Raw genomic sequence first — 22,570 nt, 5'->3', positions numbered from 1 at the left:
TGTGAACCGCCAGATGCTCATTGACGACCTGGTGAGCGGCCGTCCCGCTCATCAGCAGTTGTGCAGGGGGATTACATTGCGCTCGTGCGATGCGGGCACACGCAAGGGCGTAGCCTTACACATTGCAGGCATGGCCCTGCAAGCTGGGCAGTTGGAACAGGTATTGGAGCGTCGTTTCCAACAGGCGCTGGCGTTTGACGGCTGTTACCTCTATGTGGACAACCAGGGCGCGCTGGTTATCTGGCACGCCCTGCCCGCACAACCCCAGGCGCTGGAAAAAATCCTCAGCCGGATGCTGTCTCTGGCCAACTTGCACGCTCTGGACCTTTCGGTCATACGCTGATCAGCGCTGCTCGAGCTCCGGCAATGTAAGGGTTTCACGCTTGGCCTCATCGTCAAGCTCACGCAAGGTACGGTAGATCAACGCCACGGCCTGCAACGTCTCACGAGGAATCGGCGCGCCGAGCTTTTTCTCGTAAATCGTGCGGGCCAGCCATACGCATTGAATGACCGGAACATCAGCCGCCTTGGCGCGATCGATCAGTTTGCGCGCCTGCGCATCCGTGCCCTTGGCCACCAACTGCGGCAACGGCGTCTTGCCGCGACGGTAATACAGGGCGACGGCAAAGTGGGTCGGGTTGACGACCAACATGTCCGACTCTTCCAGCTTGGGCAACTTGACCTTGGGTTCCTCCTGCGCCAACTGATACGCCAACGAGCGGCGCTGCCCCTTGACGTGCGGGTCACCCTCCATGTCCTTGTATTCCTTGACCACTTCGACCTGGGTCATGCGCATGCGCTTGGCGAAGAAGTACTTTTGCAGGGTCAGGTCGGTCAGTGCCAACACCAACAGCAATCCGAGACAGGCATGGAGCAGATAGCGGAACAGCGCAATCAGCGCCAGCAGGTAGCTTTGCAGATCGCTGTTGGCCAGATTAATCAGCGTGCCCAAAGAGGGCCAGACCACCAGATACACAATCAGGCCCAGGAGAAACGCTTTGGCCACGCTCATCAGCAGGTTCATCACCGACTGGGCGGAGAACATTTGCTTGAGTTGGCTCATGGGATTGACCCGATTGAAATCGAGCTTGAGTGCTTCCGGGGCGAACAGAAACCCGACTTGCAACCAACTGCTGATCAGCTTCGTGGCAATCGCCACCCCAACCATCAATAAGGCGAACGATAGAAACACCACCACCCCATCGAACAGCACTTCTTCCAGCGCTCGCACGAAGGGCTGATTCATGCGTGAAATCGGTAGCACCATCAATTGTTCGAAACGTTGCAAACTGCTTTGGGCGGTATACAGCGCGATTTCGCTGATGGCGGTCAGCGCCAGCAACTTGCCTACATCCTGGCTCTGGGAGACTTGGCCTTTCTTACGCTGGTCACGCAGCTTTTTAGCGGAGGCGGGGTGTTTTTTCTCTCCCGAGTCGCTCATGGCATCGCCACCTTGAACAGCAGCCCAAGGGAATGCTTGAGGTCACCCAGCAAACTCATACGCCCGACGATCAGATCCTGCAATAACGCAAAATACAGCAAGAGGATACCGATACCCGCGAGGCTCTTGAGTGGCGGAGCCAGTGTGCTCACCTGCAACTGCTGACTGTAAACACCCAGCAGTGCGATGCCGAACTCCAGCAACAGCAGCACGGCGATAAAGGGCGCCGCGTAGAGCATCATATGGGTGAACGTATCCCCGAGCAGCGCGATGAATACGCTGAACCCATTGGGCCCCGGCAGCGGGAACCACACCGTCGGCGGCCAGATCAGGTAGCTGTCCCAGATCACCTGGGTCAGTGCGCCAAGCCCCAGGGTGACCATCAACAGAAAAATCGCCAACTGCTTGAGCATATGCCCGATGGGCGTTGCGTCCGGGCCCAGCGACGGGTTGAGCTGGCCCCCGGCCAACGCGCCTCGCTGGTTATCCAGCAGCGCGCCCACCGACTCGAACATCCAGAACGGCATCGACAGCAACACGCCCAGTACTACCCCGAGGGCCAACTCCTTGAGCGCCAAGGCGACGAGCATGAGGCCCGAGTAATCCAGCCCCTCCAACGCTGCATGGATACCCGGCGCGGGGATCAATGCCATGACCATCACGATCGTGTGCCGGGGCATGCCACGTATATGTTGAAAACAGAATGCAGCGACCAGAAAGGCACAGGGATAAATGCGCGCCATGGCAATCACCAAGCTTGGCAGGTATTCAAGATACAGCAGCACAGAAGCAACCTCAGTGGAGGGCCGAACGGCCGATCATGTCGAACGTCAGGTTGATCAGTTGGATCAACTCCACGCCGATCCAGCGTCCGGTCATGATCAGGGTGACACCCACCGCCACCAGCTTGATGCCAAACGGCAGCGTCTGATCCTGCACCTGCATCAGCGCCTGAACCAGCGAGGTCAGCACGCCTACCACCACAGCCACGATCAGCGGCGGTGCGGTCAATACCACGACCAGTAACATGCCCTGCTTGAACAATACGATCGGTTCCATATTCAGCTCAGAGATAAGAAAGGAACAGGCTGTCGAGCAGCCGCGACCAGCCGGACACCATTACAAACAGCAGCAATTTGAGCGGCAGGGAAATGGTCATGGGTGAAACCATTTGCATGCCCAGCGCCAATAAGAGGTTGGAGACAATCAGGTCAATCACGATAAAGGGGATGTAAATCAGAAACCCGATCTCGAACCCCGCCTGCAGTTGCGACAATACATAGGCGGGAATCAGCAGGATCAGGTCTTCACGCTGCACCTCCTGCGCCATCTGCGCGGGCCAGAGGCGGTGGGTATTCTCCAACAGGTGGGTGAGCACGTCGGGGTCGAGATTGCGCAGCATGAATGCACGCAACGGCTTGATGGCCTCTGCGCCTGTCTGCAGCACCCCCTGCACGCTGCTCGTGTCCAGCGGAGAAATCTTGAGGCTTTCTGCGATCTGGTAACCCACCGGCGCCATGATAAACAGCGTCGCGGCCAATGCGATGCCGTTGATAGCCATGCTCGGCGGCACTTGCTGCACGCCGATGGCATTGCGGGTAATCATCAGCACAATCACGATTTTCAAAAACGATGTGCAGATAATCAACAGCATCGGCATCAGCGTCAGCGTCAGCGTGGCAATAAACAGTGCGAGAACGAGGGGGTCCAGCCCCTGAACTGTCATCGACCGAAAAGCACGCGGGACAGCTGCAACCCCAAGCGGCCATCGACTTCCACCAGTTGGCCCTGCCCAATGGGACGGTCGCCGTAATACAGGCCTGCCAGGCCAGGCGCGTAACCGGTAATGCCCAGCACCGAGCCAGGCCCCAGATTGCGCAACTCGCCCAGCGTGAGGTTCAGCGTGCCGCAGCGAACATTCAGCGCCATGCTCAACTCATCGAATGGCTCGTGGCCAAAGATATCCACCACAGGTTCATCCTGCGCATCCTCGGAGTAGGCGTGCGCCGCAAAATTCTCGTCCACAGACGTGTCCTCGATAGAAGAAAGGGTCAGGCACAGAGTCCCGTTTTCATCGTCAATACTGCCCCGCAGCCGATGCCTGCCAACCTGCACATAACCGCTGCCCTGCGCCTGGAACAGCGCGAGCTCGGGGACCAGCACATCACCGGCGCGCAGGCCGCGTACCTGTGCAATGGTCAGGCGCATGCGCCCCAGGGTGACGGCAATCGCCAGTTGAAACTGCCCCGGCAGGGGTGCAGCGACAGAGCGCCATGGGGCGGCCTCGCACAACGCGAGGAAGCTTCCAGCGCTCAGCCACAGGTAGCCCATGACCCGTGAGGCGCCCAGGGACACGCTGAGCCGGCAACCGAACCCCTCGGGCCGATCCGTCTCCAGCAGCCGCATATAGCCGAACAGGTCACGTATCTGGGGGCTCAAGTAGTGCTGAAACAATGCCCAGAACCAGGAGTCCGGATCGTTGCCGGCCTGGGCCAACGTCACCGGGCACTCACCCATCAAGCTCAATTGCGGCCCCGGTTCGCTGAACGCCAATACCCCACTGGTGGTTTCAAAGCACAGCGACTGAGCGCCAACCGGCTCAGTGCCAGGCTCCAGGCGTAATTCACCGCGCTGTTCGGCCACCTGGAACGGCATGTGCAACCCACGCCCCAGCCGTCGCCGGGCAGCCACTGCATCAGCCCTCACAGTGCGCAAGGCCAGAGAGGGCAACATCATGCCGGCGCCGAATTCGCCACGCACAGCGCCACCGGTAACGCCAGGCTCGCGGCGAGCCTGTGCTCACATTGGTGCCGTACGTCGTAAAGCCAGCGCGCTGTTGCGTCCTGCTGCGCCTCAAGCTCGATATTCCACCCCACCCCTTCTCGACGAACACGGGCATTGATCCGCCCCAGGCGTGGCAAGTACATGGCCACTGTCAGCGGCCACGTCGAGCCGCTTTGCAGCCGAGGTATCAACTGCTCCGACAACGCCTCGACCATGGCGACATCACCGCCGGCCCGGGTTCCGGGCTGAGACGCGCTACGGCCCGAATCCTGTTCGTCATCACCGAACAATTGGGTAAAGAGCTGCCGTTGCTCCCAAGGCACTGGGGCGCCCACCTCGTGGACACGGTCCTCGCGAGGGTCGCGTCGGCGTTGGCGTTCAGGCGTGTTGGCTGAAATAGCGTTCATAGCGGTTCCTGCGTGAGTAAATTGGCCAATTCCTGCAGTTTTTCTACTTGGCGAAGGCACTGGGAGACGTGCTTCTGCGCGATACCTACCTCCACCTCACGCTGTTCCTGCTGCCCTTGCAGCTGTTGCACCTGGCCTTCTTCCCGCCGGGTACCGGCAGACAGGCTTTGTTCCTTGCGATTCCACGACTTCAGCGCCTGAACGCTCACAACCTGCCCCTGGTGCTCGCTCAACAGTTGTGCACATTGGCGTTCCTCTTCCTGACGGGTTTTCTCCAGCAGGTCTTGGGCCTGCTGGATGTGCGCCACCAATGCCTGCTGTGATCGTTTGGCCTCGCGCAGCGCACGTTCGGCACGATCGGCCCGGTACCGACGCAACCGCCGCAGGGTTTCGATCTCACCGGGCAACGTTTCAGAATGGGACATAGGCAGTCAGCTCCGTCAGTTGGTCCATCGTCGTGTCGATCGCAGAAGGCTCACGCAAGTCTTGGCGCAGGAAGCTATCCACCGCCTGGCGGCTGCTTACCGCCATGTCGGTCAGGGCATCATTGCCTGCCTGGTACTCACCCAGCTTGAGCATCAGCTCGATCTGCTGGTAGGCCGACAACAGGCGTCGCAAAGCCGTACCGGCCTGGATATGCCTGGGCTCGCAGACATTGGTCAAAATCCGCGACAGGCTGGCCAGCACGTCCACGGCCGGATAATGGCCGCGCTCGGCCAACTTGCGTGACAGCACGATATGGCCGTCCAGCAGCGAGCGAACTTCGTCGGCCACCGGGTCATTCATCGAGTCCTGCTCGATCAACACCGTGTAGATGGCCGTGATCACGCCGTCACGCGTCAACCCCGCCCGTTCCACCAGGCGCGGCAACAGGCTGTACACCGAAGGCGGCAGACCGCCCCGCCCCAGCGGCTCGCCGGCAGCCAGGCCGATTTCACGCTGGGCTCGCGCAAAACGCGTCAAGGAATCGATCAACAAAAGCACCCGCTGGCCCTTGCGCCGGAAACCTTCGGCGAGCGCCGTCGCGGTGAAGGCGGCGCGGGCGCGCTCCATGCTGGAACGGTCAGAGGTGGAGCACACCAGCACCGCCTTGGCCCGCAGTTGGTCATCCAATTCATGGTCAAGAAACTCGCGCAACTCTCGGCCCCGTTCGCCGATCAAACCGAACACGATCACATCGCAGTCCACGTTACGGGCGATCTCGGCCAACAAGGTAGTCTTGCCACAGCCTGCCCCCGCGAACAGCCCGACGCGCTGGCCTTCTCCCAGCGTCATCAGGCCGTCGATCGATCGCACCCCCGTGGCCAATGCGCGGTTGATGCGCGGCCGCTCCGTGGGTAACGGCGCCTCGCACAACACCGGGGTTGCGTCGGGCGTATCCGCTTCGGCGAACGCACTGGGACCGTTGCCGGCAATCGGCCGGCCGAAACCGTCCAGCACCTGGCCCAGCAGGTCATCACCCACCCGTACCCTGTGCGGCACACCAAGACGCTCCACGCTGGCGCCCACACTCACGCCTTCCAGATTCCCCAGGGCACTGAGCACCGCATCCTGCTGATCGAAGCCAATGATCTCGGCGAGCATGTAATCGCCCGGTTGCTTTTCAACCTGGCACAGGTCGCCGATGCGCGCCTGGGGCAGCCGACACTGCATCAGCATGCCGTTGACGCGCTGTATGCGACCGCGCATCGTGACCGGCGCAAAGCTGTCCAACGCCGCCGACTGACTGCGTTGCCAAGCCTGGAGACGCTCTTGCCACGCGCCGCTCACCAACGCACCTCATAGCGCTGCGCACCGTCGAACACCACCTTGCTGTTATCGATCAGCACCAGGCGCAGGCCATTGACTTCGTCGCCCACAAACAACCGGGTGCCCTCTTCCAGCACAACGTGGCCGTTCGGTCCGCTGATGATCTGCACGATCTTGAACGGCAGTGCTCCGTCACGCGTGCGTACGCGGCTGATCACCGGCACAGCGGTTTCGAACTGCCCGGCAAAGCGGTCAAGCATGCGCGCGACCAAGTCCGCCTCTTCCTGGGAAACATCACCGCTCAGGGAAATCTGCCCATTGATGACTTGCAAGCTGACCCGTGAAGTCAGTTCCCGCTCGCTGAGCATCTTCAGCAATTGCTGGCGCACCTCAAAGGGCGAGCCCAGTTCGGGCTTCTGAACCACTACCGGCATCAGCGATGCCTGGGCCTTGCGCTCGCCGCTAAAGATGATGCCGGCTGCCGCAATGAGCACGGCGAACGCAAGTACCAGGCTAAGCAAACGCTTTTGTTGGGACGATGGAATTGATGACAGTTTCAACGCGAGCGGCGCCTGCTCCGCAGGCTCAGGCGCCGCAGGCGCGGGTGCCTGTGGCCAGGGCTGATCGGCAGGGCTGACGCACAAGCGAACGGGGCCGATCAAAAAGACCGTGTTCAGCGCAAGCTCGCCGATCTGCGCCAGCACTTGCCCATCGCTGTTTTTAAGCAGCCCCGCCTCGGCCTGCACCGACCACCGGCCATCGGCCAAGCGCAAACGTGCGTGATGCTTGGCAACCCCGGGATCGTTCAACAGAAGATCAGCGTCCGAATTGGCACCCACGCCCCACTGCTCACCAAACAACGGCAGCGCGGCGCCTTGATGCATACCATCCAGCACCCGCAGCTCGAACATCATGGGGCCACCCTCGATCCGGATAAAAATAACGCGCTCATGCCGCCGCCCCACGCATTGGTTCGTCCTGGCCCAGGTCGAAACGGCCCAATACCTTGACCTTGGAGTTGCTCCCCAGCTCGGCAAAAGACATCACCGGCACATGGTTGAACTCATCCAGCAAAAGCGCCCGTAACGGGCTGCGCAGATCCTGGGCAACCAGCAGCACGCTCTTGGTTTTCGGCCTTAGCACAAAGGCCTGGTTGAGCAGCCCGACCAAGGCCGCACTGCTGTCGTTATCGAGGGCGAAAAACACCCCGCTCTGGGTTTGGCGCAACGCTTCGCGCAGGATGTTCTCGGTCTGTGGCGACAGGAGCCACGCATGCAGGCCATCGGCTTCGCTGTACTGGTGAAAAATCTGCGACTTGAGGGCGATCCGTGCGTAATCGGCCAGGGCATCCGGTTCACGCTCATGCTGGCCGTACTCGATCAATGACTCGACGATCAAACGCACGGCGCGCAATGGCACACCCTCACTCGCCAGGCGCTGCAGCACCGACGAAAAGCGCGAAAGCGGCATGATGCGCTGCAGCTCCTGCACCAGCTCCGGCTGGTTGTGTTCAAGCCAACTGAGGATCGACTTGCATTCCTGAATGCCGAGAAACCGCGGTCCGCTAAGCAACATCGCCCGCTTCATCCGTTCGATGATCAGGCTCTGGGCGCTGAAACGCTCAATCTGGGGGTCATCGAGCAATGGATCATCAGGGTCGAGCCACAACCAGTCCGCCTCGTCCCGCTCAGCCAGGCCTCTATCGCCCCTGTCCGGGGGCTGCGCCAAGGAGGCGTATTCAACCGCAACACGGTCGCTGAGGGTTGCCGTCACGGTCGGAACTTCATGCACGCAAAAGCGCATCTCGTCGACGGCCAGCGCCTCACTGAACTCGGCTTCGAACGGGGGTAGCGTCAGCCCGATATTGGCGACCAGCGCATTTCGGGCCTGACGAATTTTTTGCACGATGTCGATGACCTCGGGGGCCCCGTACATCTGGCTGTTGAATTGCAGCAGATACGGCCGTGACGGGTCGAAGCCACGCAGGTCTTCACTGCCGTTCTCTTCCGGACGCACCGCTTTTTCGTCCGACGCCGCCGGGGAGTCCTCGCGCTGACGCTGGCGCATGAGGTAGTAACCCAGGGCGCCGGTCATCAGCGAAATCAGAATGAACACCACGGTAGGCATGCCGGGAAGCGTGGCGAAGGCCAACATGCCCACCGACGCGATCATCCAGCTCTTGGGTTCGCTGGTCATCTGCCGGGCAATTTCGGCGCCCATGTTGGTGACGCCCTTGCGTCCGTCCGGCGCCACTCGGGTAATGATCATGCCGGCCGTCAGGGAGATCAACAACGCGGGAATCTGTGCGATCAGGCCGTCGCCGATCGTCAGTACCGAATACAGCGCCATCGACTCGCCCGCGCTCATCCCGTGCTGGAACATGCCGGTAGAAAAGCCTCCCAGCAGGTTAATGACCACGATGATCAGACCGGCAACGGCATCGCCCTTGACGAACTTCATGGCCCCGTCCATCGCCCCGAAAAGCTGGCTTTCGCGGGATAACTGCTCGCGTTTGTCACGAGCCTGCATACCATCGATCAACCCGGCGCGCAGGTCACTGTCGATCGACATCTGCTTGCCCGGCATCGCATCCAGACTGAAGCGGGCAGCCACTTCGGCGACCCGCTCCGAACCTTTGGTGATCACCAGGAAGTTGACGATGGTCAGGATCATGAAGATCACCAGCCCCACCGCCAGGTTGCCGCCCACCACGAAATTACCGAACGCTTCCACAATGTCGCCCGCGTCCTGCTCCAGCAGAATCAAGCGTGTGGTGGCAATCGACAGGGCCAGACGAAACATGGTGGTCAACAGCAGGATCGATGGAAACGACGAGAACGCCAACGGCCCCGGCAAGTACAGCGCCAGTACGATCAACAAGCAGGAAATACAGATGTTCAACGCGATCAGGATGTCCACCAGCCAAGTGGGCAGCGGCACAATAAAGATAAACACGATGGCCAGGACCACCACCGCGCCGAGCACTTCGGCACGCCGCGCCACCTTGAGCAGCACGCCATTGACCGATGACAGCAGTGTCACCCGGACGTCCTCGTCTCGCCGGGAAATGTCTGATGACCGCGCTCTTCGCGCGCCCACTCAACCATGACGTCCTTGAACGCTTTCACGGCAGATGCCTGGGATTGCGCATCAAGCCACCAGTCCTTGGGCAGACTTTTTACTTCCGTGGCCAATTCATTAAGCGAGCGCAGACGAGCGGCAAGCAGCGTCCCCCCAAACTCAGTGGCCAGCCTTTGCACCTCGGCCGCATCGATACCGGTACTGGCATAACCCAGAAAACGCTGCAATAAATCCACCGCCTCCAGATCGACGTTCAGGCGCCGGATCAACGCATCACAGTTGCCCAGCACCGAGCGCAATTGACGACACTGCGCCAACCCCTTAAGCAGCAGGTGCAATTTTTCCGTGGGCACCGACTGGGTGTGCGCCGCGATATCGCTGTTCAGCGCCTGAGTCATCAGGTCGACGCCTTTGGGAAACGCCGTTAAGCCGTACATCTTCAACAGCGTCTGCAGCATCAACGCCAAGGATTGGCGAACGACCACGGAGGCGTAATAAAGCGCACGTACGTCCTGACGCTCCTGCGGGTCAGCGCTGGCCTCCTTCAATGCCAAGGCGATATTCAGGCCTGCCTGGATGTGCCCGCCGAAATCCTGCCTCAGCGCTTTCAAGGCCCCGCGCGCCAGGCCCTCTTCTACTGTCAGCCCATTGGTTTGCGCTTCGTTGGCGATGAATTGAAGCACCACGAAGGCACGCGCGGGGTCACCACCGGCATGGCTTACCAATTTTTCGACAGTGGGCTTGCGCAGCAACTCGAACCGAAGCCGACGAACAACGGTTTCCAGCGTGGCCAGGCCGGGGTGACCCAGTTGTTCATAGAGCTGCACGAACTCTGCGACAGGCGAAACTTTTGCGCCAATGGATCGCCGGCCCAGGGCCTGTGCGTTGAGTGCCACTTCTTCGCTGAAAATCTGCGCGATGTCATCTAAGCCCTGCGAACGGATTGGCACATCGACAGTGCTCACACTGGGCTTGTCCGCAGGTTGGATCTGCTGCACATCGTTGAAGGATTCGACTTTCATGGGCGGGCCAGAATGGGAAGTTTGTGTCCCTATGTGGCAAGCCGCTGCGGTTCAGTTCCATCAAAACATTTCACGGCGAGGGGTATGAAAATACCCGCACACCCAGATCGTCTTCTTTGCAAGTTACGGCACAAAAAACCCCTAACAAAAAATATATATCTATATAAATCAATAAGTTGTGTGTTTTTCCTATTTGGCACAGCCGGTGCAAAAGGGGTCCCTATCGAAACCATTTCGATCGAGCCTTCCCGGAGGAAAAACAACATGAAAATACCTATTGGCGATCTAGTTCACCTCGTCGGCAATTCGCCTCAGTTCATGGTCCAGCTGACGGACGACCAGCAAAAAAAACTGCGACGCTTCATTCATAAACGCGTGCTCAACCCTGAAGATGCTGACGATCTGCTGCAATTGACTTACCTGGAAGCATGGCGCAACAGAGAGCGTTTCAGCGGGCAGGCCACACTCAGCACCTGGATGTGCGGAATTGCGCAGAATTTGATCCGCAACCACTTCAGGCGCATGTATGCCAAACCGGTGCATTGCGAGTTCGATGAATCGTTGTGGCATGGCCAGGAAGAACACAACAGCCTGGACTGGGAGTTTGAAGTCAACCGACGGCTTGAAAAGACTCTGAACGCCATCGACCACCTGCCGATAGAAATGCGCAAAACGCTTTACGCTTCGCTCGAGACCGATGGTAGCTATCAGGACACCGCCGATGCGTTGGACATCCCCATCGGCACGGTACGCTCACGTTTGTCGCGAGCGCGCGAACAGCTCAAACGCGTGACGCGCAACCCGTTGCCGTAAGTCTCGCCACAGCAACACCGTTGGGCGAAAGGGATATCTGCCCAACACGATTGACGCTTGATGGGCGCGACCGCCCGAGAATCGCAGCCTGAAGAGCCCCCCGCCGCTCGTCGCCAATCAGCCTGTTTTTCGTTAAACAGTTGAAAGCGTAGAAAAAACTTAACAAAACCTCTTGACGCATTCCCGTTCTACGCGAATAATGCGCGCCACTTGGCTACATAGCTCAGTTGGTTAGAGCATAGCATTCATAATGCTGGGGTCCGGGGTTCAAGTCCCTGTGTAGCCACCAAGTACTAAAAACGGCTTACCGAAAGGTAGGCCGTTTTTTTATGCCCGCTGTTTACCTTTCAGGGGGTGGAAGCCGGCGTCCTTATGCGCAGGTCCCCCAGGTCAATCGTCAGGTCATGGCCAGGCTGGCTGCTCAGCGTATCGTTCAAGTTCATCCGCAGCGGTTTATCCGCATCCACCCCGTACTCGAAGTCGACGTTGACCTGTTTTTGCGTATAGCTGAGGGCCGCGCTGCTGGAAAAACTCAGATTCATCATGGCTGGCACCGACATGCCATGGGACTGGCTCGCGGTGTAGCTCATGCTCATGCTTTTGACGCGCAGGTTGTTCGGATCTCCCAGTGCCTGCTTGATCAGCGACTCGGTATCTGCGCCCGCAAGCAGGCTGCGCTCGATGGTACGTAGAACGTCTGGCTTGAGTTCCATGCCAAGCTTCACTGAAGTCCCTTCACCCCGCTGCAGTTGATCGATCACCTGAGCAAACTGCGGGTCATCCGTAAGCCACTGTCCGATGGCGGCCTTATTGGCCAGCGCCACATCGTCCAGCCAGGCATGCCGCCCGTTGTCACGTAACCCCACGCGCGTGACGGAAGACTCGACCGATGCCAACTGCTGCAGCCCCTTGTTCGTCAAGTCTTGTTGGGTCATCAACGTGTCCAGCGACTGACTGATGGCGTAATAAGCGTCCGGCTTTGTCGCCAACGCCGGATGAGTGGAAAGAAACTGCTGCAACTTGGCCAGTTGTTCTTTTGGGGAGCCCTGCGCGCCCAACGGGTCGGCGGCGGCCAAGTCCCGTTTGAACTGGGGGGAATACAGTGACAGCCTGCTGTGAATATCATCGACCTGAGATTGAGTCACTGGCTGCGGCGGCTTGAAAGAAAAGCTGAAGGCCTGTGACTGCCCACGGTCAAATTTCACCATGACCGATACGTCCGCCGAGGCCGCAACCACCGTCGCCGGCCCGCCGGCCCCGGCACTGCCCGCCAACGCCAACGTACTGATCGGCGCAAAGTTGGCCCCCACGCCGCCCTGCCTCAGCCACTGCGCGCTGCTTGCCTGGTCCCGGCTGGTGCCCGTCGCAGAGCGCGTGGTGGCTTGGCTTTTATCCATGTGCGCAAGGTTAAGGTTACCCATCACTCCAATCCCGGCGCGTATCACTGAGTCCAACTCGGCGATGTCTTCCTGCGGGCTGTACATCAAACGCAGTTGCGCGAGCCCATCCAGGTTAACGTCAGCACTGAGTTTCGAGCTTTCGCCAACTGCGCCTTTTTCTCCCAGCGCCAATAAGTCGTGGAAGCCCCCGGACTGCCCCATCAGTATCGACATCATCTTGCCGAAGTCCGACTCCTTCACATCGAAACTGATGTTCGATCCAGTGTTCTTCACAACGGCGGCCGTCAGCTCACCGGCAACCCTCAGGCCGGGCCCCACTGCACCGTCCCCGCGACCTAACGTCGCCCCCGTGGCCACGGAGCCGGCCAGGCGCCGCATATCGTCGCGGCTGATCTGGACCCTGGCTCCCTTGTCGGTACGGGTGATACTCACACCATGCGTATGAGACTTGGAGGCTCCCAGAAAAAACTCTACGGCTGGCGCAGGTTTTATACCGGTCACCATCAGCCCCAGGCTTTCGCCCTGGGTTCGGCTGGGGTTAAGGGTTTGACCACTTTCCATCTGCTGCACTTGGTGTGTCATTGCCTGCGTAATGGACGCATCGGCGGGCAACCCCAGCAGGCCCGAAAGATGCCAATGCAAGGCAGACCCCGGCGTGCCAAGGTCCTTGGCCAATAGCTTGAAATTGTCATACAGGGATTCCGCCTGGCTATAACTGGCGACTTTCTGGCTGGCCAGTTTATGGACAGGGCTGTCATCAAACCCTTTCATCACAGTGCCCATGGACGCTTCGATTCTTTTCAAGGCACTGGGGCTGTGGCCAGTAATGCTGTCGAGTTCCTTGGCCAGGTCGTTTAGTTGCTTGAGCGTATTGGCATGGTGAATAAGGTCGCCCTCTACGAGAGCCGAAGGGTGGTCGAGATCGCGTTTACGCTCAGGTTTCCACTTGGGCAGTGTCAAGCCTTGACCTTCGAAGTTGGCCAGCAGGCCTGCCGTTGAAGGCTCCGATGAAGGCGCAACCCGTTTGAATGCCTCATGCAGTTGGTGCAGCGTCGACTCAGGGCTCGTCAGCGCTCGGCTCAGCGTGGGCCGTGGGTCAAACGCCAGCCCGTGTACGTCTCCTAACAGGCGGGCGCTCGATTGGCTGCTTTCTGTTACCTGCGTCAACGCCTGGCTGATCCGCATGGCCAATGCCTGACGCGGCCCGGGCTCGCACAGGGCGGCGAGACGCGCATTCAGGTCAGCGGCAACCGGCTTGCTCTTGGAAAGCGATGCGAGCTGCTGGTGCAGTTGCTTATCGTCAGCGTAAACGTGCTCCAGCCCCCGGCGCCCGTTTACGTGATGTTGAATGGATTTGCCTTTCTCACTGATGGCTTCCAGAGGATGAAAGTGCGCGTTGAGTCCCTGGAAAAAATTGCGCTGGAGCGGCACGCCTTCACGGGTTTGCCCCACGACCGTGCTTGTAGCCGTCAGCGCGCCTCCTGCCATCGGCTTGCGCATCTGAGCGGCCGATAACGTATCGGCCAATGAGGGCCGCTGCACCGCCACTGCCAACGGCCCCCACGCCATTGCGCCCAAGGCCGCCTTATCGAGTCGATGGAACTGTTTATGCCATCCGCCAACCAGATGCTTATCAGCCCCCATCCGCAAGGAATCCAGCAATTGGCCCTGCGGCAATTCAACCTGGGTCCAGCTTGGCGCGGCACCGTCGCAGCCCTGCCAGGCGTGGTGATCCGCCTTGAACAATTCGCCCGCCTGGGTGTGCGCATAAAGACTTGCTTCATGATCGAGCGCCAGGGTTTGTATGGCGAGCGCGGGGGAAAGCCGTAACGAGTTGACCACCCCATCCACGCAGGCTTGGAGCTGATGGTTTTTATCGACGGTTACAAAGTTGCGACCGTCAGCGACAGCGAATCCAGTGACAGGGCGCTGAGGATCGCCCGCCAGCACCTCGTCAAGTGACACTTGAGGACGCGGCTTGGGCAGTGCGCTCAATTCATGGCTGGCCCCCTCGAAGACGGGGTCACGCACCTTTTGCAGGGTCACCGCTTTGAGCTGCCCTTCCTGCAGCACATAGGCACGTCCGTCCAACCCTCGCTCCAGCTGTGTGACGCCCTGCAGCCCCGAGTGATCCCAACGTTGCGCAGCCGCGTCCCAGCTCAACAACGCGCCTGCGTCAAACGCAACCTTGCCGCGAGGGCCCAGGTCGACTGCGGTCGTCAGCGCCTGCTGGCTGGGCAACGGCAGACCTTTCTCGATGCCCTTGACCCACACATCGCTCAGGTTCCACTGAGGGCGCGGCACGCTTGCGTTATCCACGGGGACACTGTGCAGTTGCTGCCGGGCATCGCGAACCTGGGCATTGAGCTGCCCGGCATCATCATGGAAGAAACCTTCGACACGCACAGCGCCCTTTAACGCCTGCTCCAATGATTCGAGCGATTGCGCAGCCATCGGCAACACGCCGTCCCGAGCCATGCGCACATCCGCGCGCAGCAGTTCGCCGTCGGCCGTGGCCCCATACAGCGTACTGCCGGCCAAACCGATTCGGGTAAGTTGTACAGGCGCGCCGGTCTCATCAACCGGACGTACATCCGCCGCCCCGGCACCTTGAATCTGCACCACCGGCGCACCCTGACCCTGACTCAATACAACCGAGCTGCGCCCCTGCGCACTGCTGTCCAGCGCCCCCTGGGGTGTTTTCGACAAGTGCCCCTCACCGGTCAGCCCAATACGGCTGTAGGCCTGGTTGTCGGGGTCGGGCAACCACGACAGGGTGAGAGGTTCGAAGCGATACAGGCGCTGTTCGTCCAGACGAAACTGCTTGCCGTCGACCGTCGTCTGTACACCGCTGACGCTTGCCAAATGCCCGCGACCAGGGCTGTCAAAAGACGAAACGCCCCCGTCGCCGCCGACAGGATCGGGCACGCTGCTTTTGAATACCGCCGCGACAGCGGGCGTAGACTGAATATGAAACAGGTAATCTCGCCCATCCCTGACACGCAAGGTGCCTGCGGCGCTGGCGCCATCGGCGACAAAGTGTTTGGTTGGCGCGTTGAGATGAAGAGCGATATCGCGTGCCACCCTGGTCGTGTCAGGTTCCAGTTGCCCGTCCTTGAGGCGGATATCGAACAGCATTGAGGTGGGGGTCAACGATTGATAGCGGGGTGACTGCTGGGTGGGCACCGCAGCCTTGCCGGGTGTGGAGGAGTGGTCGATAACACTGAGCTGCGCGTGGGGAAAATTGTCTAGTCTTCTGTGCATAACTGGCTCCAGAAATAGCTTAATACCAGTAATGCTGTGAGCGTTTACGGGGCTTTGGTTCCAGCGTCGTGGAATAAAACCAGGCCTCGACGGGCTCAGCCAGAAAAAACAGCCCGCCCGTCCCTCCCCGTCTTTAGTGCGTTAAAGTCTGCCGACAGGAAGACCAGATCATTCTCAAGATGAACGGAGTTCAGCGCGTGCTTTTTATTTCCCGCCGTCAACTGGCAATCGTTGCCACCACCCTCGCCCTGGCCGGCTGCCACACCGCAATCAATGAACCACCGCCCGCCCCGGAGCTGGGTTCGGGCTATCGCACCGACCTCACCCCCCGCCACGCCGAACGTCATATGGCCGCCGCCGCCAACCCGCTGGCCGCCCAAGCCGGGCGCGAGATGTTGCGCCAGGGCGGCTCGGCAATCGATGCGGCGATCGCCATGCAAGCGGTGCTGACGCTGGTGGAACCGCAGTCCTCCGGCATCGGCGGAGGCGCCTTTATCATGCTGTGGGACGGTGTAAACGTGCACGCCTATGATGGCCGTGAAACCGCCCCGGCCGGGGCGACAGAACGGTTGTTCCTGAACGCCGACGGTACGCCGATGGCATTCACCGATGCGCAGATTGGCGGGCGCTCGGTGGGCACGCCAGGGGTATTGCGGGCACTGGAAATGGCGCACAAGCAGCACGGCCATCTGCAATGGGCCAAGCTGTTCGAACCGGCGATTCGTTTGTCCGAACAGGGTTTCGCGATTTCCCCGCGCTTGCACAGCTTGATCGCGGCGGACCGTTTTATCGCGCAATCGCCGGACATGGCCGCTTACTTTCTGAACGCCGATGGGTCGCCAAAAGCCACCGGCACGCTGTTGAAGAATCCGGCGCTGGCGAAGGTGTTCAAACGCATCGCCAAGGAAGGGCCGGATGCGCTGTATCACGGCCCGATTGCCGATGAGATCGCGCGCAAGGTGCAAGGCAATCGCAATGCTGGCAGCCTGACTCAGGCCGACCTTACGGGCTACGCCGCCAAGCAACGCACACCGCTGTGTACCGACTACAAACACTGGAAGGTGTGTGGCATGCCGCCGCCATCGTCGGGTGGGATCGCCGTTGCGCAAATCCTCGGGACGTTGCAAGCGTTGGAGACCCGCGATCCACGCCTGGCCATCGCGCCGATGACGCCAATCCGGAGCACCTCGCCCGCCGGGCTTGAACCGACGCCCGAGGCCGTGCACCTGATCGCTGAAGCCGGGCGCCTGGCCTTCGCTGACCGTGCACTTTACGTGGCCGATGCGGACTTTACGCCGGTGCCGGTCGCAGGTCTCATCGCCCCCGATTACCTGGCCCACCGCGCCGCACTGATCGGTGAACGCAGCATGGGCGTGGCCAAGCCAGGCCAACCGGCGGGCATCCGGGTAGCCTACGCGCCAGACCGATCGCCGCTGCGTATCTCCACCTCACAAGTGGTGGCCGTGGATGACCAGGGCGGCGCCGTTTCGATGACCACCACAGTGGAAGCAGCGTTCGGCTCCCATGTGATGGTGCAGGGCTTTTTGCTCAATAACCAGATGACCGACTTCTCGTTCATTGCCCAAGAAAACGGCCAGCCCGTCGCCAACCGCGTGCAGCCCGGCAAGCGTCCGCGTTCGGCCATGGCACCGACGCTGGTGTTCGATCGTCAGAGCGGTGAATTGCTGGCCACGGTGGGTTCGCCGGGCGGCTCGCAGATCATCGAGTACGTGAGCAAATCACTGGTGGCCATGCTCGATTGGAAACTCGACCCGCAAGCTGCGATCAGCCTGCCCAATTTCGGTAGCCGCAACGGCGCCACCGAACTGGAAGCCGGGTTGTTCAGCCCGGGCGTGAAGCAGGCATTGAAGAGCAAGGGCCATGCGCTGAGCGAGATCGATATGACCAGCGGCGTCCAGGCGATCGTTCGCACACGGGATGCTCAGGGCAAGGTGTCACTCAGCGGTGGTGCAGACCCACGGCGCGAAGGCGAAGCACTGGGCGATTGACCCGCCCTGTGTGGCGCGGCGAGTTGAAAGCAAGGCTTCCTGCCAAGGCTCGCCAGCCTCTGCACGATCGTACAAGACCCCGGCAGACAAGGCATACAGACTGGGTTAACGTGTTTCCACCTCCTTTTGTGACAAGTCACCATGGGCAACCCTACCCACACCCTCGACTGGCTGCACCGCGCCCCGCACGCCAGCGGCCTGGACCGTATCGAGGCGTACTTTGCCGGTTTTGCGTTCGACCCCCATCGCCATGACACCTACGCCATCGGCCGCACGTTGTTCGGCGTGCAGAGTTTTCATTATCGCGGCGGCATGACCCACAGCTTGCCCGGCACCACCATGGTCATTCACCCCGATGAAGTCCATGACGGCCGCGCTGGCAGCACGGAAGGCTTCAAGTACCGGATGATTTATGTGCAGCCGGCGCTGATCCAGCAGATCCTCGGCGGTAAGCCGTTGCCCTTCATACCCGGCGGTGTGTCCACCGACCCTCGGCTGCATCGCGCCAGCGAGGTGTTGCTGCAAAGCCTGGATTGCCCGATCGACCCGATGCAGGAGCAGGACGCGATGTTCGACCTGGCCCAGGCGCTGAGCGAGGCTTGCGGCGCAATCGCCAACCGCAAATCCTTTGACTACATCGCCGCTGAGCGCGCCCGGGAATTTATCCACAGCGCCCTGGGCCGCAGCATCACCCTGGATGAAATGGCCGAGCATGCCGAGCGCGACCGTTGGGCATTGTCGCGGGATTTCCGCTTGCTGTTCGGCACCAGCCCCTACCGCTACCTGACCATGCGTCGCTTGGACCTGGTGCGCCAATTGTTGGCCCAGGGCCTGCCACTGGTGGATGCGGCAATGACCGCCGGCTTCACCGACCAAAGCCACATGACCCGGCAATTTCGCAGCGCCTACGGCATGCCGCCGTCGCGGTGGGTGAAGATGCTAGGGCGCTGATTAATCGTTCCCGCGCTCTGCGTGGGAATGCCTCCTGGGACGCTCCGCGTCCCGCCAGCGCACAGGTGACGCGGAGCGTCACGGGCTGCATTCCCACGCAGGAGCGTGGGAACGATCTTGACTTGGAATGCATTCAAAAATGTGGGAGGGGGCTTGCTCCCGATGGCGGTGTATCAGCGCCAGTTAGGCTGGCTGACGCACCGCTATCGGGAGCAAGCCCCCTCCCACACTTTGGATAAGGTGGCGTTGCTGGCATTTGGTCATGGTTTGTAAAGGGCCAGCAAGCCGTGTCCCTTTAAATTGCAGGACGTTTCCGAGACAATCCCCGCCGCCTTGTGCCTGTTGGAATCGATGGCTAGTCTTCGGTCCGTCACTGAATTTCAGTGATCGGGTTTAGCAGCCTGAGTTCAATAGGCACACGTTCACACTGCATTATGGCGGCTGTGCGTGGGGCACCTTCGGGTGCGCTGGTTTCCTATTGACCGGTCTGCTAACCCGCGTACAGCTGCCACCCTACGTTTAGCAGCGTTGGTGGTCGCTCCCTTGTTCAATAGGAGCCACACCATGACCAAAGCACTTCCCGATCCACCCATGGATTGCCTCGTCGTCAATGAAGAGCTCAGCTTCGAAGACGCCCAACTTTATATTTCCCATCTGATCCATAGCGCATCGGCAACCGTATGGGACTGTTGCGACCATCTGCAACCCCACGACCGAGCCAAGATCCACGCCGTGTGGCATTTGCTGGAGATCGCCAAGACCGTGCTAAATCGCACCATCGACTGCATGCCGCGTACCTGAAAACACCACGAACCGAATGTGGAGCTGGAGCGTGCTTTTGAGAGAGAAACCCTAATCAGTCAGTTCGTCAGTTGGTTGGCAAATTGCCCGACGGCGCTCACCACTTTTTGCGCGCCATCCTGAATCTCCACGATCACCGTGCCCGCTTCCGCCGCCAGCGCCAGGCCTTGTTCGGCTTGCTGGCGGCCGCCGACCATCAAGGCTACTGCGTCGCGGGCCATGTCCTGGTTCTGACGCACGACACCGACAATTTCTTCGGTGGCTTTGCTGGTCCGAGAAGCCAATTGCCGCACCTCATCGGCCACCACCGCAAAGCCACGTCCCTGCTCACCGGCCCGTGCGGCTTCAATGGCCGCGTTGAGCGCCAGCAGGTTGGTCTGTTCAGCGATGCCGCTGATGGTCTTGACGATGCTGCCGATCACTTGGGACTGGGCGTTCAAGGCCTCGATACCTTCGCCGGCCCGCTGCATATGCTCGGCCAGATCACGCATCACCTCCACCGCCTGGGTCACCACAGTGGTGCCGCGCTGGGCGCTGTCATCGGTTTGCCGGGAGGTGCTGTAGGCAATGTTGGCGGCCTCGGCCACCGCAAGCTCGCGGTTGACCTGGTCGGTGATCACCGTGGCGAACTTGACCACTTTGTACAGCCGCTCATTGGCGTCAACCACCGGATTATAGGTGGCTTCCAACCACACCAGGCGGCCATGACTGTCCACGCGTTTGAAGCGCGCCGCGACGAACTCGCCGGCGTTCAGGCGCTTCCAGAATTGTTGATACTCAGGGCTGTTGTATTCCTGCGGTTCACAGAACATACGGTGATGTTTACCCTGGATCTGCGCCAGGCTGTAACCCATGGCGTTGAGGAAGCGGTCGTTGGCGGTGAGCACCTGCCCGTCCAGGTCGAACTCGATCAACGCGGTGGAACGCATCAGCGCGGTGATCAGGTTTTCATGTTCACGCGAACTCTCGATGGTGCGCGTGAGGTCGCTGGAATACATCGCAAAATGCAGAAGGCGCCCGTCCGAACTGCGCACCGGCTGTAGGATCGAGCGTAGCCACGCCTCTTTGCCGCTACCGCGCATCAAGCGCACGGCACCCGCGAAGTGTTCGCCACGCGCCAGCGCATGCTTGAAGCGCAACTGGAATTCGTTCTGGCGGATGTGGGCCGGCGTCAGGTCTTCGATCGGCCGCCCCACAATCTCGCCCAACGGGTAGGCCAGCTCCCGCAGGAAGTTGGCATTCGCCCACTCCACCCGCCCATCAGGACCGAGCGTCAGACACAGCATTTCGTTTTCCAGGCTCTCTTTAACCTGGAGCAAGCTCGACAATTCTTCGCGAAGAGCCGACAGCTCCTGCTTCAGGCGGGTATTGAACATGGGGCACCGATGGCAAGTGAGGTGGGTGTCTAACCTGCATCGGCGCAGCTGGCCTTTTCTGAAGAGGGCTTGCGGCATTGGCCGAACTATATTCCGGTCTCGATGATGGTCGGCGCGTTGTTGCCCTGGCACTTTCTGACCTGAACCTCAGCCCGCCAAGGTGTGGCGCTTGCCGAACAGCGCCACGCTCCCCACTCCCACCGCCCCCATCACTACGCAATAGCCCACGCAAATCCACGGACTAGTGGGCATCAACGCAATCAGCAGCAGCGGCGTAGTACTCGCCCACAGCGCATAGGCGATGTTGTAGGTGAAGGAAATTCCCGATACGCGCACATGCGCCGGAAACAGTCCGACCATCACCGACGGCACCGCGCCCACCACCCCGCAGCTCAAGCCGGCCACGGCATACGCCGCGCCCAGCCAGACGCCGCCGTTGATCAGGCTGGCATACAGGATAAACACCCCCACCGGCAACAGCAGGCTGTAGACCAGCACCGCGCGCCAGGCGCCAATGCGGTCGACCAGCAGGCCAGCCAGCACGCAGCCGATGTTGAGGAACACAATCCCCAACGCGCTCAAGGCGAAGGTGTGGCTGGGGCTCATGCCGAAGGTTTTCTGCATCATGGTCGGGGTGATGACAACCAGGACCACCACCGCCGACGTGAGCACACAGGTGAGGATCATCGCCGGCAGCAACACGGCGCGGTGATCGCGCAATACGGTGCGCAGCGGCAGTTCGGCAGCCGCCTGGCGGCGGGCCTGCATTTCGAGGAACACCGGGGTTTCGCTGAGCCAGCGGCGCAGCCATACGCCGATCACGCCGAATACGCCGCCGAGCAGGAAGGGCAAGCGCCAGGCGTAGTCGAGAATCTCGGCCGGGGTGAAGACCTGTGCAAGCAGGGTGGCGGTGAGTGCGCCGAGCAAGTAGCCGAACGTCAGGCCGGCTTGCAGAAAACCCAGGGCATAACCGCGATGGCTGCGCGGCGCGTGTTCTGCGACGAAGGTCCAGGCGCTGGGCACTTCACCCCCCACCGCGGCGCCTTGTAATACACGCATCGCCAGCAGGATCAGCGGTGCGAAATAGCCGATTTGCGCGTAGGTCGGCATGATGCCGATCAGCAGGCAGGGCAAGGCCATCATCAGGATGCTCAGGCTGAACACGCGCTTGCGTCCCAGGTGATCGGCAAAGTGCGCCATCATAATGCCACCCAGCGGGCGCGCGAGATAGCCGGTGACGAAGATGCCAAAGCTTTGCAGCAGGCGTAGCCACTCGGGCATTTCCGGGGGGAAAAACAGTTGGCTGAGGGTGAGCGCGAAGAACACGAAGATAATGAAGTCGTAGATTTCCAAGGCGCCACCGAGGGCGGCCAGGCCCAGGGTTTTGTAGTCGGAGCGGGAAAAACGCTGCGCCTGTGACGAAAAGGTGGCAGTCATGTACGGGCTCGGCAGACAAACAAAATGGCGTGCAG

The 22,570-nt window shown here is 60.6% G+C and carries 19 protein-coding genes and 1 tRNA gene; 6 read left to right on the top strand and 14 right to left on the bottom strand.

The window, feature by feature from the left end:
* Nucleotides 1-13 precede the first annotated feature (13 nt).
* Entirely contained in the window at nt 14-343 is a 330-nt protein-coding gene (locus C4J85_RS03465; protein ID WP_256657861.1) for a transcriptional regulator, read from the top strand.
* On the opposite strand, the gene sctU is transcribed toward C4J85_RS03465, so the two are convergent.
* The 11 genes from sctU to C4J85_RS03410 are packed head-to-tail and all read right to left on the bottom strand — an operon-like array spanning nt 344 to nt 10,484.
* On the bottom strand, nt 344-1,441 hold the full coding sequence (gene sctU, locus C4J85_RS03460; RefSeq protein ID WP_124406228.1) for a type III secretion system export apparatus subunit SctU: 1,098 nt from the start codon (nt 1,439-1,441) through the stop codon (nt 344-346).
* Nucleotides 1,438-2,226 carry a type III secretion system export apparatus subunit SctT gene (sctT, locus tag C4J85_RS03455; RefSeq protein ID WP_124406227.1) on the bottom strand — a complete coding sequence of 263 codons (789 nt, stop codon included), beginning with the start codon at nt 2,224-2,226 and terminating at the stop codon, nt 1,438-1,440. Before sctT ends, sctU begins: the two co-directional genes overlap by 4 nt.
* A 10-nt stretch (nt 2,227-2,236) precedes the next feature.
* Nucleotides 2,237-2,500 (bottom strand): type III secretion system export apparatus subunit SctS, encoded by a 264-nt coding sequence (gene sctS / locus C4J85_RS03450; RefSeq protein ID WP_104501569.1) that lies wholly within the window; start codon nt 2,498-2,500, stop codon nt 2,237-2,239.
* Between the two features lie 7 nt (nt 2,501-2,507).
* Nucleotides 2,508-3,167, bottom strand: a complete 660-nt coding sequence (gene sctR, locus C4J85_RS03445; RefSeq protein WP_124408998.1) for a type III secretion system export apparatus subunit SctR — start codon at nt 3,165-3,167, stop codon at nt 2,508-2,510.
* The gene (locus C4J85_RS03440) at nt 3,164-4,177 is read right to left on the bottom strand and encodes a FliM/FliN family flagellar motor switch protein (protein WP_124408997.1); all 1,014 of its coding nucleotides are present in this window, start codon (nt 4,175-4,177) and stop codon (nt 3,164-3,166) included. Before C4J85_RS03440 ends, sctR begins: the two co-directional genes overlap by 4 nt.
* Nucleotides 4,174-4,632 (bottom strand): type III secretion system HrpP C-terminal domain-containing protein, encoded by a 459-nt coding sequence (locus C4J85_RS03435; protein WP_124408996.1) that lies wholly within the window; start codon nt 4,630-4,632, stop codon nt 4,174-4,176. Before C4J85_RS03435 ends, C4J85_RS03440 begins: the two co-directional genes overlap by 4 nt.
* Nucleotides 4,629-5,057, bottom strand: a complete 429-nt coding sequence (locus C4J85_RS03430) for a YscO family type III secretion system apparatus protein (RefSeq protein ID WP_124365735.1) — start codon at nt 5,055-5,057, stop codon at nt 4,629-4,631. The genes C4J85_RS03435 and C4J85_RS03430 overlap by 4 nt, the downstream gene beginning before the upstream one ends.
* Nucleotides 5,044-6,402, bottom strand: a complete 1,359-nt coding sequence (locus C4J85_RS03425) for a FliI/YscN family ATPase (protein ID WP_124365734.1) — start codon at nt 6,400-6,402, stop codon at nt 5,044-5,046. Before C4J85_RS03425 ends, C4J85_RS03430 begins: the two co-directional genes overlap by 14 nt.
* Entirely contained in the window at nt 6,399-7,292 is an 894-nt protein-coding gene (locus C4J85_RS03420) for an FHA domain-containing protein (protein ID WP_164487680.1), read from the bottom strand. The genes C4J85_RS03425 and C4J85_RS03420 overlap by 4 nt, the downstream gene beginning before the upstream one ends.
* A 37-nt stretch (nt 7,293-7,329) precedes the next feature.
* A complete protein-coding gene (gene sctV, locus C4J85_RS03415) occupies nt 7,330-9,423 on the bottom strand; it encodes a type III secretion system export apparatus subunit SctV (protein ID WP_124408995.1) in 2,094 nt (697 codons plus the stop codon).
* The gene (locus C4J85_RS03410) at nt 9,420-10,484 is read right to left on the bottom strand and encodes an HrpJ domain-containing protein (protein ID WP_124365731.1); all 1,065 of its coding nucleotides are present in this window, start codon (nt 10,482-10,484) and stop codon (nt 9,420-9,422) included. The genes sctV and C4J85_RS03410 overlap by 4 nt, the downstream gene beginning before the upstream one ends.
* 264 nt (nt 10,485-10,748) lie before the next feature.
* On the opposite strand from C4J85_RS03410, the gene C4J85_RS03405 reads away from it, so the two are divergent.
* Nucleotides 10,749-11,297, top strand: coding sequence for an RNA polymerase sigma factor (locus C4J85_RS03405; RefSeq protein ID WP_124361172.1), 549 nt, complete (start codon nt 10,749-10,751; stop codon nt 11,295-11,297).
* A 212-nt stretch (nt 11,298-11,509) separates the two neighbouring features.
* A tRNA-Met gene (locus C4J85_RS03400) sits at nt 11,510-11,586 on the top strand.
* A 58-nt stretch (nt 11,587-11,644) separates the two neighbouring features.
* Here the strand turns inward: C4J85_RS03400 and C4J85_RS03395 are convergent.
* Nucleotides 11,645-15,961, bottom strand: a complete 4,317-nt coding sequence (locus C4J85_RS03395) for an AvrE-family type 3 secretion system effector (protein ID WP_124408994.1) — start codon at nt 15,959-15,961, stop codon at nt 11,645-11,647.
* Nucleotides 15,962-16,158: 197 nt separating this feature from the next.
* On the opposite strand from C4J85_RS03395, the gene ggt reads away from it, so the two are divergent.
* The 3 genes from ggt to C4J85_RS03380 all read left to right on the top strand — a co-directional run bounded on the left by ggt (nt 16,159) and on the right by C4J85_RS03380 (nt 19,722).
* Nucleotides 16,159-17,970 carry a gamma-glutamyltransferase gene (gene ggt, locus C4J85_RS03390; protein ID WP_372240603.1) on the top strand — a complete coding sequence of 604 codons (1,812 nt, stop codon included), beginning with the start codon at nt 16,159-16,161 and terminating at the stop codon, nt 17,968-17,970.
* 141 nt (nt 17,971-18,111) lie between these two features.
* On the top strand, nt 18,112-18,921 hold the full coding sequence (locus C4J85_RS03385) for an AraC family transcriptional regulator (protein ID WP_124365728.1): 810 nt from the start codon (nt 18,112-18,114) through the stop codon (nt 18,919-18,921).
* 564 nt (nt 18,922-19,485) lie between these two features.
* Complete coding sequence (locus C4J85_RS03380; RefSeq protein ID WP_124365727.1) at nt 19,486-19,722, top strand: hypothetical protein; 237 nt, start codon at nt 19,486-19,488, stop codon at nt 19,720-19,722.
* A gap of 59 nt (nt 19,723-19,781) precedes the next feature.
* On the opposite strand, the gene C4J85_RS03375 is transcribed toward C4J85_RS03380, so the two are convergent.
* Nucleotides 19,782-21,098, bottom strand: a complete 1,317-nt coding sequence (locus C4J85_RS03375) for a PAS domain-containing methyl-accepting chemotaxis protein (protein WP_124365726.1) — start codon at nt 21,096-21,098, stop codon at nt 19,782-19,784.
* Between the two features lie 147 nt (nt 21,099-21,245).
* Nucleotides 21,246-22,535 (bottom strand): MFS transporter, encoded by a 1,290-nt coding sequence (locus tag C4J85_RS03370; protein ID WP_124408992.1) that lies wholly within the window; start codon nt 22,533-22,535, stop codon nt 21,246-21,248.
* Between the last annotated feature and the right edge of the window lie 35 nt (nt 22,536-22,570).

The sequence above is a fragment of the Pseudomonas sp. R4-34-07 genome, assembly GCF_003852375.1.
Taxonomy (GTDB): domain Bacteria; phylum Pseudomonadota; class Gammaproteobacteria; order Pseudomonadales; family Pseudomonadaceae; genus Aquipseudomonas.
This window is presented reverse-complemented; position numbering and strand designations above follow the sequence as displayed.

Bases quoted from the DNA above. Each gene is read 5' to 3' on its own strand.
- C4J85_RS03465 (WP_256657861.1), top strand. From the start codon at position 14: ATGCTCATTGACGACCTGGTGAGCGGCCGTCCCGCTCATCAGCAGTTG.
- sctU (WP_124406228.1), bottom strand. From the start codon at position 1,441: ATGAGCGACTCGGGAGAGAAAAAACACCCCGCCTCCGCTAAAAAGCTG.
- sctS (WP_104501569.1), bottom strand. From the start codon at position 2,500: ATGGAACCGATCGTATTGTTCAAGCAGGGCATGTTACTGGTCGTGGTA.
- sctR (WP_124408998.1), bottom strand. From the start codon at position 3,167: ATGACAGTTCAGGGGCTGGACCCCCTCGTTCTCGCACTGTTTATTGCC.
- C4J85_RS03440 (WP_124408997.1), bottom strand. From the start codon at position 4,177: ATGATGTTGCCCTCTCTGGCCTTGCGCACTGTGAGGGCTGATGCAGTG.
- C4J85_RS03435 (WP_124408996.1), bottom strand. From the start codon at position 4,632: ATGAACGCTATTTCAGCCAACACGCCTGAACGCCAACGCCGACGCGAC.
- C4J85_RS03430 (WP_124365735.1), bottom strand. From the start codon at position 5,057: ATGTCCCATTCTGAAACGTTGCCCGGTGAGATCGAAACCCTGCGGCGG.
- C4J85_RS03420 (WP_164487680.1), bottom strand. From the start codon at position 7,292: ATGTTCGAGCTGCGGGTGCTGGATGGTATGCATCAAGGCGCCGCGCTG.
- C4J85_RS03410 (WP_124365731.1), bottom strand. From the start codon at position 10,484: ATGAAAGTCGAATCCTTCAACGATGTGCAGCAGATCCAACCTGCGGAC.
- C4J85_RS03405 (WP_124361172.1), top strand. From the start codon at position 10,749: ATGAAAATACCTATTGGCGATCTAGTTCACCTCGTCGGCAATTCGCCT.
- C4J85_RS03395 (WP_124408994.1), bottom strand. From the start codon at position 15,961: ATGCACAGAAGACTAGACAATTTTCCCCACGCGCAGCTCAGTGTTATC.
- C4J85_RS03385 (WP_124365728.1), top strand. From the start codon at position 18,112: ATGGGCAACCCTACCCACACCCTCGACTGGCTGCACCGCGCCCCGCAC.
- C4J85_RS03380 (WP_124365727.1), top strand. From the start codon at position 19,486: ATGACCAAAGCACTTCCCGATCCACCCATGGATTGCCTCGTCGTCAAT.
- C4J85_RS03375 (WP_124365726.1), bottom strand. From the start codon at position 21,098: ATGTTCAATACCCGCCTGAAGCAGGAGCTGTCGGCTCTTCGCGAAGAA.
- C4J85_RS03370 (WP_124408992.1), bottom strand. From the start codon at position 22,535: ATGACTGCCACCTTTTCGTCACAGGCGCAGCGTTTTTCCCGCTCCGAC.